A 13,567-nucleotide genomic window follows, 5' to 3' on the forward strand; every position below is an offset into this window, starting at 1 on the left:
AGTGAGGACATGTCGGAGCTGACGGATCTGTACCAGGAGGTGGTGCTCGACCACGGCAAGCGGCCCCGCAACTACGGGCCGCTGGAGGGTGCGACGCACCGCGCGGAGGGCCTGAACCCGCTGTGCGGCGACCGGATCGCGGTCGCGGCGCGGCTCGAGGACGGCGTCGTGCGCGACGTCCGGTTCGAGGGCAGCGGCTGCGCGATCTCGAAGGCCTCCGCCTCGGTCATGACCGGCGTCGCGAAGGGCAGGACGCCGGCCGAGATCGACGAGGTCTTCGAGAAGTTCCACCGGCTCGTCACGGAGGGCCCCGGCGCGGCGGACGCCGAGTCGCTCGGCAAGCTCGCGGTGTTCGGCGGCGTGCACGAGTACCCGACGCGCGTGAAGTGCGCGAGCCTCCCCTGGCACGCGCTGCGCCAGGCGCTGCGCGGGGGCGGCGAGGCGATCTCGACGGAGTGACCATGGCCTTCTCCCGCACCCCCACCTCCACGCGGCGCGACGTCCCGGCCGTCCGGGTCCCGGACGGCGATCGCGTCCTGCTCCCCTCCGGCACGTGGCTCGTCGTGCAGCAGGCGCTGGGCGGCCAGTTCACCGCCATGACCGAGCTCGGCGGGCTCGTCCGGATCGACGGCAAGGACGCGGACGCGCTCGGGCCCGAGTTCGAGGCGGAGGCCCAGAGGTTCGCGGCGGAGCGCGCCGCGGCCGTGGAGGGACCGTTCGACGAGGAGAAGGTCTGGGAGGCGCTCCGGACGGTCTTCGATCCGGAGATCCCGGCGAGCATCGTCGAGCTGGGCCTCGTCTACGCCCTCGCCGCCGAGCCGGTGGAGGGCGGGCACGAGGTGCACGTGAAGATGACGCTCACCGCGCCCGGCTGCGGCATCGGTCCGGTGCTCGTCGACGACGTGCGCCACGCCGTGCTCGGCGTGCCCGGCGTGAAGGGCGTCGACGTCGAGCTCGTCTTCGAGCCGCCCTGGGACCCGTCGCGGATGAGCGAGGCGGCGCGGCTGCACCTCGGGATGATGTAGCCGCGTCGGGTGCGCGCTCCGGCGACGGGTAAGGCCGCTCGCCAGCGCTGTGCGGGCCATCGCCGCGGGCTTCCCGCCTCACGCCCCACGCCGGGCGCGCGGACGCACCACGGTGCCGCGATCTCCGTCCACCAGCACCTCGTCGCCGTCGTGCAGCACCCCGGTGACGCCGGGCACGCTCATGACGGCGGGGATGCCGTACTCACGCGCGACGATGGCAGCGTGCGAGGCCACCCCGCCCGTCTCCGCGATCACGGCGCTCGCGGACACGAACAGCGGCGTCCACGCGGGGTTCGAGTACGGACAGACCAGGACCTCCCCCGGGCGGAGCCGGTCGAACTCGTGCTCGCCGCGGATGAGCCGCGCTCGCCCGCGCGCCACCCCGGGGCTCGCCGCGATCCCGCGCAGCGCGCCGCGGCGCGCCTTGGCGCAGAGCTCGACCTGCCAGCGGGCGTTCGCGATCGGGTAGGTCGCTCGCCGCCGCGAGACGAGCTCCCTCACGCCGGCCGGCGCCGAGGAGGAGTCGAGGAGCCACGAGCGGACCTCCTCGTGCGTGAGGTAGTAGACGTCGTCGACCGAGCCGAGGAGGCCGCGCTCGGTGAGGCGGCGCCCCCACTCGGCGGCGACGTCCTGGAGCGCCGAGAGCGGGCGGGTGATGTCGTAGTGGCTCCTCTCGCGGAACGCGTGCGCCGCCCGGAACCGGTCCACGAGCCACTCGAACAGCCGGCGCATGCCGGGCACGAAGCGAAGCCTGCGCTCCACCAGCGCGCGGGCGTCCTCGTACCGCGCGCGCGCCCGCCGCGGGTCGGCAGGACTCGTGTCCACCTCGACGAGGCTGGCGAGCAGCCGCCACACCTGCAGCGGGTCGTGGCGCCAGGTCGGTGTCGAGAGGTAGTAGCAGCTTCCCTCGCGGTGGCCGTGACCCTCGAGGAACGCGCGGAGCGCCTCGCGGAAGGCGAGACCGGCCGGGGTCGCCGGGACCGCCTCCGGCTGCACGTCGCGGACGGCCGCGCGGAGCGCCGGCTCGCTGCGGGCGAGCCTCGACAGCTGCCAGAGCGCCTCGTTCACTTCCTCCGTGGGCGTCTCGAGCCCCGACAGCAGGTGAGCCATGATCTGCCCGCGGCGGCGGCGCCCGACGACCAGCGCGACCACGAGCCGCAGCCACCACAGGGCCTCGATCGAGCTCGCCGCGTGGAACCGGCGGTTCAGGGGATCTTCCCAGACGGCGAGGATCTGCTCCGCCCGCTGCAGCAGCGCCGCGTCGCCGAGCGCCGTCAGATCGACGGGTGCGGACGCCGCGCGAAGCGCCTCGCGCGGCCCCCCCTCCCACCAGGCCTCCCAGTCGACGCGCAGCGCGCGCAGCTGGCTCCACCCCGAGAACAGGAAGCGCCACTTGGAGTGAACGGGCGGGAACCGGTAGGCCTGCCGCCAGATCTGGGCGCGGAACGCCGCGGCGTCCTCGGCCCTTATCGTTCCGCCGAGCCGGCCGAGCGCGTACATCGCCGCCCCGACCAGGCGGGTGAAGGTGATGTTGTCGAGCGGGCGGGGGGCCACCACGTACCGCTCGGCAGCGATGCGCCGCATGACCCCGTCGACGAACGAGGGCTTCCCGAGCGGCGGGAGCGGCTCCGGCTCCGCGGTCCCGAGCGTCGTGATCGGACGCGCTTGCAGCAGGTAGAGCGCGCCGCCCGCGACCGCGAACTCGAGATCCTGAGGGCAGCCGAAGTGGCGCTCGAGCTCGAGCGCGAACCGCCACAGCTCGCGGGCTCCCTCCGCGGTGAGGAGGTGATCGCCGCCGGAACCGGCGAGGGTCCCGGTGGCCCGGTCGATCCGATGGGCCTCGCCGGTCACCGCCCCGGACACCACCGCCTCCCCCGGACCAGGAGCGATCTGGACGACCATCCGGTCCGCCCGTCGCTCCATCGGGTCGACCGTGAAGAGCACGCCCGCGGCGTCGGCTCGCACCATGCGCTGCACGACCACCGCGATGCGGACGGACGCGTGATCGACCGCGCGCTGCTCCCGGTAGCGCAGCACCCGCTCGCCCCAGAGCGACGCCCAGCACGCCGCGATCGTGCGGAGGAGCGCGTCGTCACCCTCGACCTGGAGGAAGGTGTCGTGCTGCCCGGCGAAGGAGGCGCCGGCCAGGTCCTCGGCGGTCGCCGAGGAGCGCACGGCGACCGCGGGCGAGCCCATGCGACGGTACGCCTCGAGCACGGGGGTACGCAGCGGCTCGTCGATGGGGCGCGCCGTCAGCAGCGCGCGGGCCGCGGCCTCGACCTCTGCCCAGGCCTTCCGCGCGAGCCCTGGCGCCAGGGCCGCGGCGAGACCGCACCGCGCCGCGTGCGCCTCGTAGGCGTCCGTCGTGACGACGAAGCCGCCGGGGACGGGCATGCCCAGCCGGATGAGCGCAGCCAGGTTGGCGCCCTTGGCGCCCGTCGCCGGCGCCTCGTTCATCGAGCCACCGGACCACCCCCATGGATACCTCCCGTCGCGAAGCGCCACGCTGCGTCGATGGCGGCCCGGGCGCTCCGGCCGTGAACGGCGATCGCCAGCAGCGCGCGCTGGTACAGCGCGAGCAAGTGCGCCGCCTGCTCGCTCGCGGGGAGGTCTCGTCGCGCCTCGCCACGCAGCTGCGCCTCGGAGAGGAGCGCGGTGACCGTCTCGAGGAAGCGGAGGCGGGCGGGCGTGGGCGAGGCGAGGTAGTCGGGGTCGCGCGCGCTGTACGCGAAGACGACCTTCCAGTCGTCGCGGTGCCGTTCGGTGTGCCTCGCCATCGCGAGCAGGACGCGCCGGACGCGCTCGAGGGGAGGCGTGTGGGCTCCGGCAGCCGCGAGCGTCTCGTCCATCGTGGAGACGAGGTGCTCGCCGTAGAACCGGAGGACGGCCGCCTTGGTGCCGAAGTGGTTGAAGAAGGTGGCCCGGCTGAACCCCGCGCGCGCGGCGATGTCCTCGGCCGTGGTCTCGTCGAAGCCCTTCTCGCGGAAGAGCTGCATGGCCGCGCCGAACAGCGCGCCCCGGGCCTCGGCGTACTTCTTCGTCCGCAGGGTGGACGGCTCCTCGGGAGAGCGGGACGGTGACGCGGGGGGCGTTCGCATGGTCGATAGACGCGAGTCCAAGATTAGACTCCAATCTAACGAACCGCCAGGCACTCGTCGGGTCGGCGCGCGGCCGTTCGCCGCACGACGCTCCTCGGCGGCGGCACCCGCCCCGCGGCGGGAAGGCTCGACGTCTCTGGCGCGCGGCGCGCCGCGAGGGCGTCGCTCAGCTCTCCACGACGTACTTCAGCACCGTCGAGGCGATCCGGACGACGTCCCCATGGCGGAGCGTCTGCTCCTGCACGAGCTTCGAGTTGAGGAACGTCCCGTTCGTCGAGTCGAGGTCCACGAGGACGTGGACCCCGCCCGAGACGAAGATCCGCGCGTGGCGGCGCGACGCCTGGTCCGAGCCCACCACGACCGTGTTCCCGGCCTCCCGGCCGATCGTCACGTCCTCGTCGCCCAGGGCGTAGGCGCGTCCCTTCTCCGCCTCGTCGGCGGCGTGGACGACGACGAGGGAGGCTTTCGCGGTGCGGGCGCGGCCGCTCGCCTGTGGCGCTGCGCCGACGCGGGTCTCGTCGAAGCTCATGCCATCGCGTTAGCACGGGCGGGCGGGAGCGAGAAAGGGGGCGGGGAGCGCACACGGTGGGCTGGTCCCCGTGCGCGCGGCCACGCGCTCCCGGCGCGAGCGCACGTCCCCGCGCCGCGTGCGAAATGCAGGACTCCTCTACAACTTTTCCCCTGGAACCGAACGACTCGGGAGGGAACCATGGACATCCGGTGGAGGGGAGCGGCCATCGCCGCCGCGCTGCTGGTCGGCGCGCCCGCGTACGGGCAAGGCGCCGGCTCGCAGATGGGGACCGGCGGGCAGCGGTCTCCTGGCGACGACTCGACGCGGAGCACGACCAGCGAGAAGGGTACCGGGATGACGCGCGAGCAGGGCGCGACCGGCAGCCGCGGCTCGACGAGCAGCACGATGGGCACCGGCAGCGCGGCGACCGCCCCGGGCGGCAAGGAGCTCAAGAAGGACCTCGTGAAGGCCGTCCAGGAGCTGCACGCGGCCAACCAGACGGAGGTGCAGCTCGGCCAGCTCGGGACGCAGAGCGCGCAGTCACCCGACGTGAAGCAGTACGCCGAGAAGCTGGCGAAGGATCACCAGAAGAACGACGATCAGCTCCAGCAGCTCGCGCAGACCCTGGGGGTGAACCTGCAGGGTGAAGAGGCGCAGGAGAAGATGAAGGAAGGCCAGGAGAAGATGACGGACCTGCAGAAGAAGCAGGGCGCCGAGTTCGACAAGGCCTTCATGAAGGCGATGGTGAAGGATCACAAGAAGGACGTGAAGGACGTCGAGAAGGCGGCCAAGGAGGCGCGCAAGGAGAACCAGACGCAGCTCGCCTCGTTCTTCGAGACCACGCACACCGGGCTCCAGGGCCACCTGCAGGAGGCGCAGCGGATCGAGAAGCAGCTCGAGCACGGCGGGAGCCAGGCGCGGCAGGGCGCGCGGCCGGGCGAGACGATGGGGACCGGCAGCGGCGCGGCTGGCAAGGGCGGTGGGACGGGGGGTACCGGAGGCGGCACCGGTACCGGCGGCACCGAGACCGGCACGCAGCAGGGCGCGGGCGGGTCCGGCGGCGGAACCGGCGGACCGAGCGGCGGCGGCAAGTAGCGGGCTCCGAGAGCCAGCAGCGAGACGGCCGGGCACGATGCCCGGCCGTTTCGCGTCCTCGGCCTGGAGGATCAGCCGCGCACGATCCGCCGCGGCACGCGCACGTCGAACGTCGCGTCACCGCGCCGGACCGTGAGGATCACCGCGGTGCCCTCCGGCCCGCGGATCGCGTCCACGGACCCCGTGAAGCCGAGCTCCGTCACCGCCTGGCCGTCCACGCGCAGGACGAGATCGCCGGGCACGACCCCGACCTCGGCCGCGCCGCCGCCGGGCACCACCTGCGCGACCTGCAGCCCCTCGTCGCGCGTGGCGAGCACGATGCCGATTCCCGCGAGATCCACGCGCGGCTCGTCGCCCGGCTCGACCGGCCGGAGCCGGACCTCGACCGCCCCTCCGCCGCCGCCCGGCGGGGCGTCCACCCCGAGGACGCGCGCATGGTGTCCGGCCGCTGCGACGAACAGCGAGGCGCGGCGCGGGAGGCTCGCGAGCGTGAAGCGCCCGTCAGCCCCGGTGGTCGCCTCGGAGAGCACCGGGAAGGTCGAGGCGGCGCTCTCGCCGAGCGTTCCCTCGACGGAGATGCGGGCGCCGACGAGCGGCGCGCCCGTCGCGTCGTCGCGCACGGTTCCCTCGACGCGCCCGCCCGGCTCGAGCGCTGCGTCCGCCACCGCCTCCGCGTCCGGCGCGGGGACCTCGACGGCGAGCTCCCGCGACGGCGCGTATCCTGGCGCCGAGACGGTCACGACGGCGGGACCTGGCGCGAGGTCGTCGAGCGCGTAGCAGCCGGAGGGATCGATGACGGAGCGGCTCGCCTGCGGGACGAGCCGGAGCGGGCCGCGGCGCTCGAGGACGGTCACGGTGAACGGCGCGATCGGCCGTCCGGAGGAGGCGTCGCGCACGCAGCCGCGGAGCCGTCCGCCCGCGCCGAGCTCGAGCAGGAGCTCCCGCGCGCCCGGGCGGACGCGCCGCGCAGTCGCCGGGGCGCGGCCCTCCGCGCGCGCCGTCACGCGGTAGCGCGCGGGCGCGAGGTCCGCGAGCGAGAAGCGGCCCTCGTCGTCCGTCACCGCCTGCGCCGCGGGCACGCCGGCGCCGCCGAACGGCCCCTCCGGCGCAGCGGTGACGAGCGCGCCCGCGACCGGGCCGCCGCCCTTCTCGATCACTCGCCCTGAGACCGGGCCCACCTCACCGAGCGACCGGTGGGCGGGCCCGAGCGTCACCGTCACGCGGCCGTTCAGCAGGGCGAGCCAGTCCACCGGGGCGCGGCCGGGGAGGAACCCGTCCTTGCGCGCCTCGAGCACGGCGCCCTCGGGTGCGGAGAAGTGGAACTCGCCCGAGGCGTCCGTCGTGAAGCGGTCCGCGATGGGCACGAGCGCCGCCTCCGCGGCGGCGCCCGAGAGCCGCACCTCGGCGCCAGCGACCGGCTTCCCCTCGGGGTCCACCACGCGGCCTGCGATCGGCGTCGCGGGGACGAGGTGGATCTCGAGCCCGCGCACCGGACGCCCGGCGCGCGCGTCGAGCTGCACCGGGCTGTGGCCCCACTCCGGCGCGAACGGCAGGAAGCCCGGCGCGATCACCGCCGCGAGCAGCCAGCGTCCTTCCGCCGGGGGCTCGAAGCGAAACGCGCCGTCCGGACCGGCGCGCACCGACGCGGCCGCGCCCGCGCGCGAGAAGGTCAGCTCCGCGCCGCCGACGCCCGCGCCGCTCGTGCTCGAGACCACGCGTCCCTCGAAGGTGGCCGGACCCGTCGCGCCCGCGTCGGGGGCGGGGGCGGGGACCGCGGGGACGCGGATGGGGAGGCGCGAGGGCGGGTGGCCGGGCGCGGCGTCGCTGGCGGCCGCCGGCGGACGGGCGTCCGCGACCGGAGCGGAGCGTTGCGGCTCGCGCATCGCCCACCAGGCGAGGAGCGCGGCGAGCGCCGCGGCGAGGAGCACGAGCACGGCTGCGACGGGCGCGCGGCGGCGGCGATCCGGCATGGCGCAGGTATAACGCGCGGGCGGGCGAGACTCGACCGCGGGCGCGGAGGGCGAGGCTGCTGAGGGGCGCGGTCGGGGTTCGGGGTGGCGTCCCCTCCCGTCCTACGCCGCCAGCGCCGCCGGGCGCGGCCGGATCGCCACCTCCCGCGGCACCCCTCCCCTCAGCACCTCGACCCGCAGCTCTCGCTCTCCCCCGAGCACCATCGCCCGCACGAGGTCGTCGAGCGTCTCGACCGGTCCTCCAGCGGCGACGACCACGAGGTCCCCTCCGCGGAGCCCGGCGGCCTCGGCCGGCGAGCCGGAGACGACCTCCATCACGCGCACCGCTCGCCCGTGCCCTGCCGCTCGCGCGTCGGCCGGATCGAGATCCTCGCCGCGCGCCGAGATGCCGAGGAACGGCCGGCGCACCGCGCCGTCGCGGATGAGCATGGACGCGATCCAGCTCGCGGTGTGGGCCGGGATCGCGAAGCCGATGCCGTGCGCCCACGGGAGCATGGCGGTGGTGATGCCGACCACCGCGCCGTGGGCGTCGACGAGCGGCCCGCCGGAGTTCCCCGGGTTCACCGCCGCGTCGGTCTGGACGAGCCCCTCGAGCACCTCGCCCCTCGCGGCGGGGAGGTTGCGGTGCAGCGCGGAGACGACGCCGGTCGTGACCGAGCGCTCGAAGCCGAGCGGGTTCCCGATGGCGAGCACGATCTCCCCGACGCGCAGCCGTCGCTCGGCGAGCGGGAGCGGGGGGAGGTCGCGCGCGTCGGCCCGCACGACGGCGAGGTCGGTCCGGGCGTCGGCGCCGGCGAGCTCGCCCTTCACGGTCCGCGCCCCGGAGAGTCGGACGCGGAGCGGGCCGGGGCCGGCGGCGACGTGCGCGTTCGTGAGGATCCAGCCGTCGGGCGCGAGCACCACGCCCGAGCCGAGGCCGCGCTGGTGCTCGACCCCCACCACACTGGGGGACGCGCGCGCGACGAGGTCGGCGAGGCCGCTCGACAGCTCCGCGATGGGGATCACGACCGCCTCCCGTGCCCGCGGGCGCCGACCGAGACCGTCACGTCGCGCACCTCTCCGGCGCGAAGCACCTTCATCGGCACGGCGTCGCCGATCCGGTCCTCGGCGAGGAGCGCAAGGAGCTCGGAGGGATCCTGGAGCGTGTCGCCGCCGAACGAGAGGAGCGCGTCGCCGAGGAGCATCCCGGCGCGCTCGGCGGGGCTCTCCGGCTCGACGCGCGTGACGAGGAGCGCCACGTGCTCGCCGGTCGACGCGCGGAGCGGAGGCGGGAGCGGCACGGGCATCGTCGCGAGCCCGAGGTACCCGCGGCGCACCTCGCCGTGGGCGAGGAGCGACTTCACGACGCGGCGGAGCGTCTCCGGCGGCACGATCATCGCGCTGCCGCGCACGAGGCCCGCGGAGAGGAGGCCGAGCGGCGCGCCGGCCGCGGACACGGCGAGGCCGCCGGACACGCCGGGGTGCAGCGCGAGCGTCGTCTCGAGGAACCGGTCGATCCGGCCGCCGCGGCCGCCGCGGTACTCGCCGGCGGCGCGCGCGACGAGGCCGAGCCCGGCGCGCGGGCTCTTTCCCGGGCGCGTCACGCCGAGGACGAGCGCCCCCGGCGCGAGCGGCGCGTCGGACCAGGGGGCGGGGGCGAGCGCGGCGCCGCGCAGCCGGAGAGCGGCGAGGTCGGTGGTGGGATCGCGCCCGACCACCTCGGCGACGGCCGCCTCGCCGGAGGTGAGCCCGACGTCGATCTCCTCGTCGCGATCGAGGACGTGGTGGGCGGTGACGACGATCCCGTCGGCGGACCAGGCGACGCCGCTCGCCGCACGGCCGCGGCGCCCGTCGACGCGGACGACGTGCTCCTGGGCGGAGCGGACGAGCTCGCTGAGCTCGTCGGACAGGGCGGATAGGGTGTGGGCTTCCATGGCTTCTCTCTTTCCGTGGGCGCGAAGGGGAGCTGCGCCCGGGGGAAAGAGTAGGAAGGCGCGAAGGGCGGCACATCGGCGGGAGGGACGGGAACGGGACCTGGTCGGATGGGTAGGATCCGGGGGCGGCGGGGTCGAGGTCGGGGTCGTTCTGGCCGAAACTGCCGCGGTTGACGGCACCTTGGCGCGCCGCCTGGGCGGCACCTCACGTCCTCGGCGGGCCACGATGGACGGGGACAAGGTACGGGGGGCGGTGCCGTCCGCCAGACGCCGCCGGCAACGCGGGGCTGCGGGCGGGGGCTGCGCATGGGTGAGGTGGCCGTGGCCAACCGCGTTGCATTGCGGTCCGTGGGTCGGGGCGGTGCCTACCGAGTCCAGTGGCCCGCCTGCGGGCGCGAGGTCCCGCCACTTAGGGCGGCGCGCTGCGGGCGGGGTGGTGGAGGGCTCGGTGCCGGTCGTTGTGGTCGGGGTCGGGGTCGCGGTCGCGGTCGGGGTCGCGGTCGCGGTCGGGGTCGGGGTCGCGGTCGGGGTCGGGTCGCGGTCGCAGTCGCGATCTGCGCACTCGTCGGAGTGTTCGAGGTCGTTTCCTCGCCGCGCGCCGTGCCCCCTCGTCCGTTACATCAGCCTCGTGCCCGTCCGCGTCCTCCTCGTCGGCGACGACCCGCTCGCTCGCGCGGGGCTCGCGGCGCTGCTCGCCGGCCGCGCGGATCTCGTGCTCGCGGGCGAGGCCGAGGCCGACTCCGCGCCTGCCTCGATCGCGGCGACCGGACCGGACGTGGTGCTGTGGGATCTCGGCGTCGCGGGCGGGGCGGCCGAGTCGCTGAACGCGGCGGGGACCGCGGCGATCCTGGCCCTAGCCGCTGACGAGTCGCATGCCGCCGAGGCGCTCCGCGCGGGCGCGCGAGGTGTGCTCCTCCGCGGCGTCGCGCCCGCCGCGCTCGCGGCCGCGCTCGTCGCGGTCGCGCGCGGGCTCGCCGTGCTGGAGGCGCCGCTCGCGGGCGAGTGGCTGCGGCTCCCCGACGCGCCGCTCGCCGCCGAGGGGCTCACGCCCCGCGAGCGCGAGGTGCTCTCGCTCCTCGCCGAGGGGCTCGCGAACAAGGCCATCGCCGCGCGGCTCGGGATCTCCGAGCACACCGCCAAGTTCCACGTGAACGCGATCCTCGGGAAGCTCGGAGCCGAGAGCCGGGCGGAGGCGATCGTGCGGGCGGCGAGGCTTGGGCTCGTGGCGCTGTAGAGGAGCGAGCCGGCGGTTCTGGGGGGACGCAACGTGTGCCTTTGCGCGGCTCGTCCCCCGGCGAGACCTCGCGTTGTAACCCGCCGGGAGCGGCGTCGCGCGCCGGGGGGTGACACGAACAGCGCCAGGGGGGACGCCATGGCCGAGGATCCCAGGGAAGCCGCCGAGAAGAAGGCGCAGGCGCGGGTGGAGGAGATGGGCGGGGCGGTGGCCGCGCGCGCGCTCCTCGCCGCGGAGAAGGTCGCGGTCCTCTCGACCCTCTCGCAACGGAGGCCGGGCTGGCCTGCCGCGTCGCTCACGCCGTACGCGCTCGACGCTCGCGGGGAGCCGATCCTGCTCCTCTCCGCGCTCGCGCAGCACACCCGCAACCTCGAGGCGGATCCGCGCGCGTGCCTGTTCGTGTACGACGCGGCCGCCGCGGTGACGGACGCGCGGACGGCGCCGCGGCTCACGATCTACGGCGCGATCGCGCCGATCGAGGGCGCAGCCGAGGTCGAGGCGAAGTCGGCCTACCTGGCGCGCCACCCGGACGCGCGCGGCCTCCTCGGCCTCGACTTCAAGCTCTACCGCCTCGCCGTCGAAGACGCGCAGTGGGTCGGCGGCTTCGCCGCGGCCGGGTGGCTCACGCCGGCGGATCTGCTCGCGCCTGGCGCCTGACGCTCGGCACTAACACTCGGGCAGGTTCACCCCGATCCGCACCGGCGCGTCGACGGCGTGCACGGCGAGCCCGCCGAGGGCGGTCTCCTTGTACTTCGCCTGCATGTCGGCGCCGGTCTCGCGCATCGTGCGGATCACCTCGTCGAGCGAGACGAGGTGCCGGCCGTCGCCGCGCAGCGCCATGCGCGCGGCGTTGATCGCCTTCACCGCCGCCATGGCGTTCCGCTCGATGCAGGGGATCTGCACGAGCCCGCCCACCGGATCACAGGTGAGCCCGAGGTTGTGCTCCATCGCGATCTCCGCGGCGTTCTCGATCTGCGCGGGCGTGCCGCCGAGCACCTCGGCGAGCCCGGCCGCCGCCATCGAGCAGGCGCTCCCGACCTCTCCCTGGCACCCCACCTCGGCGCCGCTGATCGACGCGTTCTCCTTGTAGAGCGCGCCGATCGCGCCGGCGGTGAGCAGGAAGCGCACGACCCCCTCGTCGTCCGCGCCGGGCACGAGCCGCCGGTAGTAGTGCAGCACCGCCGGGACGATCCCGGCGGCGCCGTTCGTCGGCGCCGTCACCACGCGCCCGCCCGCGGCGTTCTCCTCGTTCACCGCGAGCGCCCAGAGGTTCACCCGGTCCATCGCCTCGAGCGGATCGGCGGGCGCGCCCGCGCGCGAGGAGAGGCGGCGGGAGAACCCCGGCGCGCGGCGCGGCACCGCCAGCCCGCCGGGCAGGATCCCCTCCGTCCGGCAGCCCCGCTCGACGCACGCCTCCATCGTCCGCCAGATCCGGAGGAGTCCCTCGCGGACCTCGGCCTCGGGCCGGAGCGCGCCCTCGTTCTCGAGCATGACGCCCGCGGGCGTCGTCCCGCGCTCGGCGCAGCGAGCGAGCAGCTCCGCGGCCGACGCGAAGGGCAGCGGCACGCCGGGCCGCGCGCGTCCGGCGGCAGGCCCGCGCGCCGCCTCGGGCGCGTCGACGACGAAGCCGCCGCCGACCGAGTAGCTCGTGCGCGCGAGGACCTCCTCCCCGCTGGCGTCGAGCGCGACGAAGCGCATGCCGTTCGGGTGGAACGGGAGCGGCCGCGGCAGGAAGCGGAGGTGCTCGGCCTCGCGGAAGGCGAGCTCGCGCCGCCCGAGGAGCGCGAGCCGTCCGCGGGCGCGGACCTCCTCGAGCCGCCGCGGGATGGCGTCCACCTCCACCCCCTCCGGCGTCTCGCCCATGAGCCCGAGCACGACCGCGCGATCGGTGCCGTGGCCCCGCCCCGTGGCCCCGAGGGAGCCGTGCAGGTCCACCGCGATCGTCTCGACGCGATCGAGGAGCCCGCGCTCGGCGAGCGCCTCCACGAAGCGGCGCGCCGCCTTCATCGGCCCGACGGTGTGGGATGAGCTCGGCCCGATGCCGATCTTGAAGAGCTCGAAGACGCTCGTCGCCATGGTCCTCCCGCCGCGGCCGTCCGCCACGCGGGCGAGACTCCTAACCTAGGATCACCTTCCGCACACCCTTCGCCTCGAGCCAGCGCCTCGCGCGCTCTCGCTGGTCGCCCTGCAGCACGATGGCGTCCTCCTCCACCGCGCCCCCGCAGCCGAGCGCGCGCTTCAGCTCGTCCGCCCAGGCGGAGAGCGCGGCGGGCGCGAGCGCGAGCTTCTCGACGACCGTGGCCTCCTTGCCACCGCGCCCCTTGCGCTCGAGCCGGACGACGGCGCGCGCCGGTCCCTTCGCCGGCGGCGCGGCGCTCGCCTCCGGCGCCGGCTCCGCCTCCGCGGGCGGAGACCACCCCTCCGGCAGCCGCTCCTTCAGCCGCGCGAGCGCCGCGTTGAACGGCGCCTGCGGCGCCGCGAGCTTGCCCTCGTCCCGGTCTCGCTTCCCCATCGTGCTCCTCCGCGCCCGCCCGCCGCGAGCGCCTCGTCGATCCATGCCCCCGAGAGCCGCGCCGCGAGCGCGAGCCCCTCCTCCCACGAGGGCCCGTCCGGCACGGCGCGAGCTGCGCCGTCGAGGAGCCGCGCCTCGAGCGCGAGGTCCTCGCCGAGCCGCCGCGCCGCGCCCGCGTCGAGCCCGCACGCGGCGAGGAACGCGTCGCG

General features: G+C 75.7%; 13 protein-coding genes and 1 pseudogene. 5 read left to right on the forward strand and 9 right to left on the reverse strand.

The genetic code is table 11. From position 1 onward, the window contains the following. Window positions 1-9 precede the first annotated feature (9 nt). Both sufU and sufT read left to right on the forward strand, forming a co-directional pair. On the forward strand, window positions 10-459 hold the full coding sequence (gene sufU / locus MNY62_RS20535) for a Fe-S cluster assembly sulfur transfer protein SufU (RefSeq protein WP_242346223.1): 450 nt from the start codon (window positions 10-12) through the stop codon (window positions 457-459). 2 nt (window positions 460-461) lie between these two features. Beyond that, the gene (gene sufT / locus MNY62_RS20540; RefSeq protein WP_242346224.1) at window positions 462-1,025 is read left to right on the forward strand and encodes a putative Fe-S cluster assembly protein SufT; all 564 of its coding nucleotides are present in this window, start codon (window positions 462-464) and stop codon (window positions 1,023-1,025) included. Between the two features lie 78 nt (window positions 1,026-1,103). Here the strand turns inward: sufT and MNY62_RS20545 are convergent, their stop codons facing one another. The 3 genes from MNY62_RS20545 to MNY62_RS20555 form a co-directional block, all read right to left on the reverse strand. Beyond that, complete coding sequence (locus tag MNY62_RS20545; protein WP_242346225.1) at window positions 1,104-3,482, reverse strand: PEP/pyruvate-binding domain-containing protein; 2,379 nt, start codon at window positions 3,480-3,482, stop codon at window positions 1,104-1,106. Further along, complete coding sequence (locus MNY62_RS20550) at window positions 3,479-4,123, reverse strand: TetR/AcrR family transcriptional regulator (RefSeq protein ID WP_242346226.1); 645 nt, start codon at window positions 4,121-4,123, stop codon at window positions 3,479-3,481. The genes MNY62_RS20545 and MNY62_RS20550 overlap by 4 nt, the downstream gene beginning before the upstream one ends. 166 nt (window positions 4,124-4,289) lie before the next feature. Continuing rightward, complete coding sequence (locus MNY62_RS20555) at window positions 4,290-4,652, reverse strand: FHA domain-containing protein (RefSeq protein WP_242346227.1); 363 nt, start codon at window positions 4,650-4,652, stop codon at window positions 4,290-4,292. Between the two features lie 180 nt (window positions 4,653-4,832). Between MNY62_RS20555 and MNY62_RS20560 the strand changes: the two genes are divergently transcribed. After that, window positions 4,833-5,729 carry a DUF4142 domain-containing protein gene (locus tag MNY62_RS20560; protein ID WP_242346228.1) on the forward strand — a complete coding sequence of 299 codons (897 nt, stop codon included), beginning with the start codon at window positions 4,833-4,835 and terminating at the stop codon, window positions 5,727-5,729. Between the two features lie 71 nt (window positions 5,730-5,800). Here the strand turns inward: MNY62_RS20560 and MNY62_RS20565 are convergent, their stop codons facing one another. The 3 genes from MNY62_RS20565 to MNY62_RS20575 form a co-directional block, all read right to left on the reverse strand. Beyond that, entirely contained in the window at window positions 5,801-7,699 is a 1,899-nt protein-coding gene (locus tag MNY62_RS20565) for a carboxypeptidase regulatory-like domain-containing protein (RefSeq protein ID WP_242346229.1), read from the reverse strand. Between the two features lie 102 nt (window positions 7,700-7,801). Next, entirely contained in the window at window positions 7,802-8,704 is a 903-nt protein-coding gene (locus tag MNY62_RS20570; protein ID WP_242346230.1) for a S1C family serine protease, read from the reverse strand. Next, a complete protein-coding gene (locus MNY62_RS20575; protein ID WP_242346231.1) occupies window positions 8,701-9,612 on the reverse strand; it encodes a S1C family serine protease in 912 nt (303 codons plus the stop codon). The genes MNY62_RS20570 and MNY62_RS20575 overlap by 4 nt, the downstream gene beginning before the upstream one ends. Before the next feature lie 628 nt (window positions 9,613-10,240). Here MNY62_RS20575 and MNY62_RS20580 point away from each other — a divergent pair. Beyond that, window positions 10,241-10,846, forward strand: a complete 606-nt coding sequence (locus MNY62_RS20580) for a LuxR C-terminal-related transcriptional regulator (protein ID WP_408629098.1) — start codon at window positions 10,241-10,243, stop codon at window positions 10,844-10,846. 138 nt (window positions 10,847-10,984) lie between these two features. Continuing rightward, window positions 10,985-11,503 (forward strand): HugZ family pyridoxamine 5'-phosphate oxidase, encoded by a 519-nt coding sequence (locus MNY62_RS20585; RefSeq protein ID WP_242346232.1) that lies wholly within the window; start codon window positions 10,985-10,987, stop codon window positions 11,501-11,503. A 9-nt stretch (window positions 11,504-11,512) separates the two neighbouring features. Here the strand turns inward: MNY62_RS20585 and MNY62_RS20590 are convergent, their stop codons facing one another. From MNY62_RS20590 to MNY62_RS20600, 3 genes and pseudogenes are all read right to left on the reverse strand, one after another. Beyond that, window positions 11,513-12,949 carry an L-serine ammonia-lyase gene (locus MNY62_RS20590; RefSeq protein ID WP_279426720.1) on the reverse strand — a complete coding sequence of 479 codons (1,437 nt, stop codon included), beginning with the start codon at window positions 12,947-12,949 and terminating at the stop codon, window positions 11,513-11,515. A gap of 13 nt (window positions 12,950-12,962) precedes the next feature. Then, the gene (locus tag MNY62_RS20595; protein ID WP_242346233.1) at window positions 12,963-13,358 is read right to left on the reverse strand and encodes a translation initiation factor; all 396 of its coding nucleotides are present in this window, start codon (window positions 13,356-13,358) and stop codon (window positions 12,963-12,965) included. After that, a pseudogene (locus MNY62_RS20600) lies at window positions 13,283-13,567 on the reverse strand (hypothetical protein); the annotation flags it as partial. The gene MNY62_RS20595 and the pseudogene MNY62_RS20600, both read right to left, overlap by 76 nt.

This window comes from Anaeromyxobacter terrae, from assembly GCF_022690685.1.
In the GTDB taxonomy this organism is placed as follows: domain Bacteria; phylum Myxococcota; class Myxococcia; order Myxococcales; family Anaeromyxobacteraceae; genus Anaeromyxobacter; species Anaeromyxobacter terrae.

Excerpts from the sequence above, each read along its gene's own strand:
- sufU (WP_242346223.1), top strand. The coding sequence starts at position 10 with ATGTCGGAGCTGACGGATCTGTACCAGGAGGTGGTGCTCGACCACGGC.
- sufT (WP_242346224.1), top strand. The coding sequence starts at position 462 with ATGGCCTTCTCCCGCACCCCCACCTCCACGCGGCGCGACGTCCCGGCC.
- MNY62_RS20545 (WP_242346225.1), bottom strand. The coding sequence starts at position 3,482 with ATGAACGAGGCGCCGGCGACGGGCGCCAAGGGCGCCAACCTGGCTGCG.
- MNY62_RS20550 (WP_242346226.1), bottom strand. The coding sequence starts at position 4,123 with ATGCGAACGCCCCCCGCGTCACCGTCCCGCTCTCCCGAGGAGCCGTCC.
- MNY62_RS20555 (WP_242346227.1), bottom strand. The coding sequence starts at position 4,652 with ATGAGCTTCGACGAGACCCGCGTCGGCGCAGCGCCACAGGCGAGCGGC.
- MNY62_RS20560 (WP_242346228.1), top strand. The coding sequence starts at position 4,833 with ATGGACATCCGGTGGAGGGGAGCGGCCATCGCCGCCGCGCTGCTGGTC.
- MNY62_RS20565 (WP_242346229.1), bottom strand. The coding sequence starts at position 7,699 with ATGCCGGATCGCCGCCGCCGCGCGCCCGTCGCAGCCGTGCTCGTGCTC.
- MNY62_RS20575 (WP_242346231.1), bottom strand. The coding sequence starts at position 9,612 with ATGGAAGCCCACACCCTATCCGCCCTGTCCGACGAGCTCAGCGAGCTC.
- MNY62_RS20585 (WP_242346232.1), top strand. The coding sequence starts at position 10,985 with ATGGCCGAGGATCCCAGGGAAGCCGCCGAGAAGAAGGCGCAGGCGCGG.
- MNY62_RS20595 (WP_242346233.1), bottom strand. The coding sequence starts at position 13,358 with ATGGGGAAGCGAGACCGGGACGAGGGCAAGCTCGCGGCGCCGCAGGCG.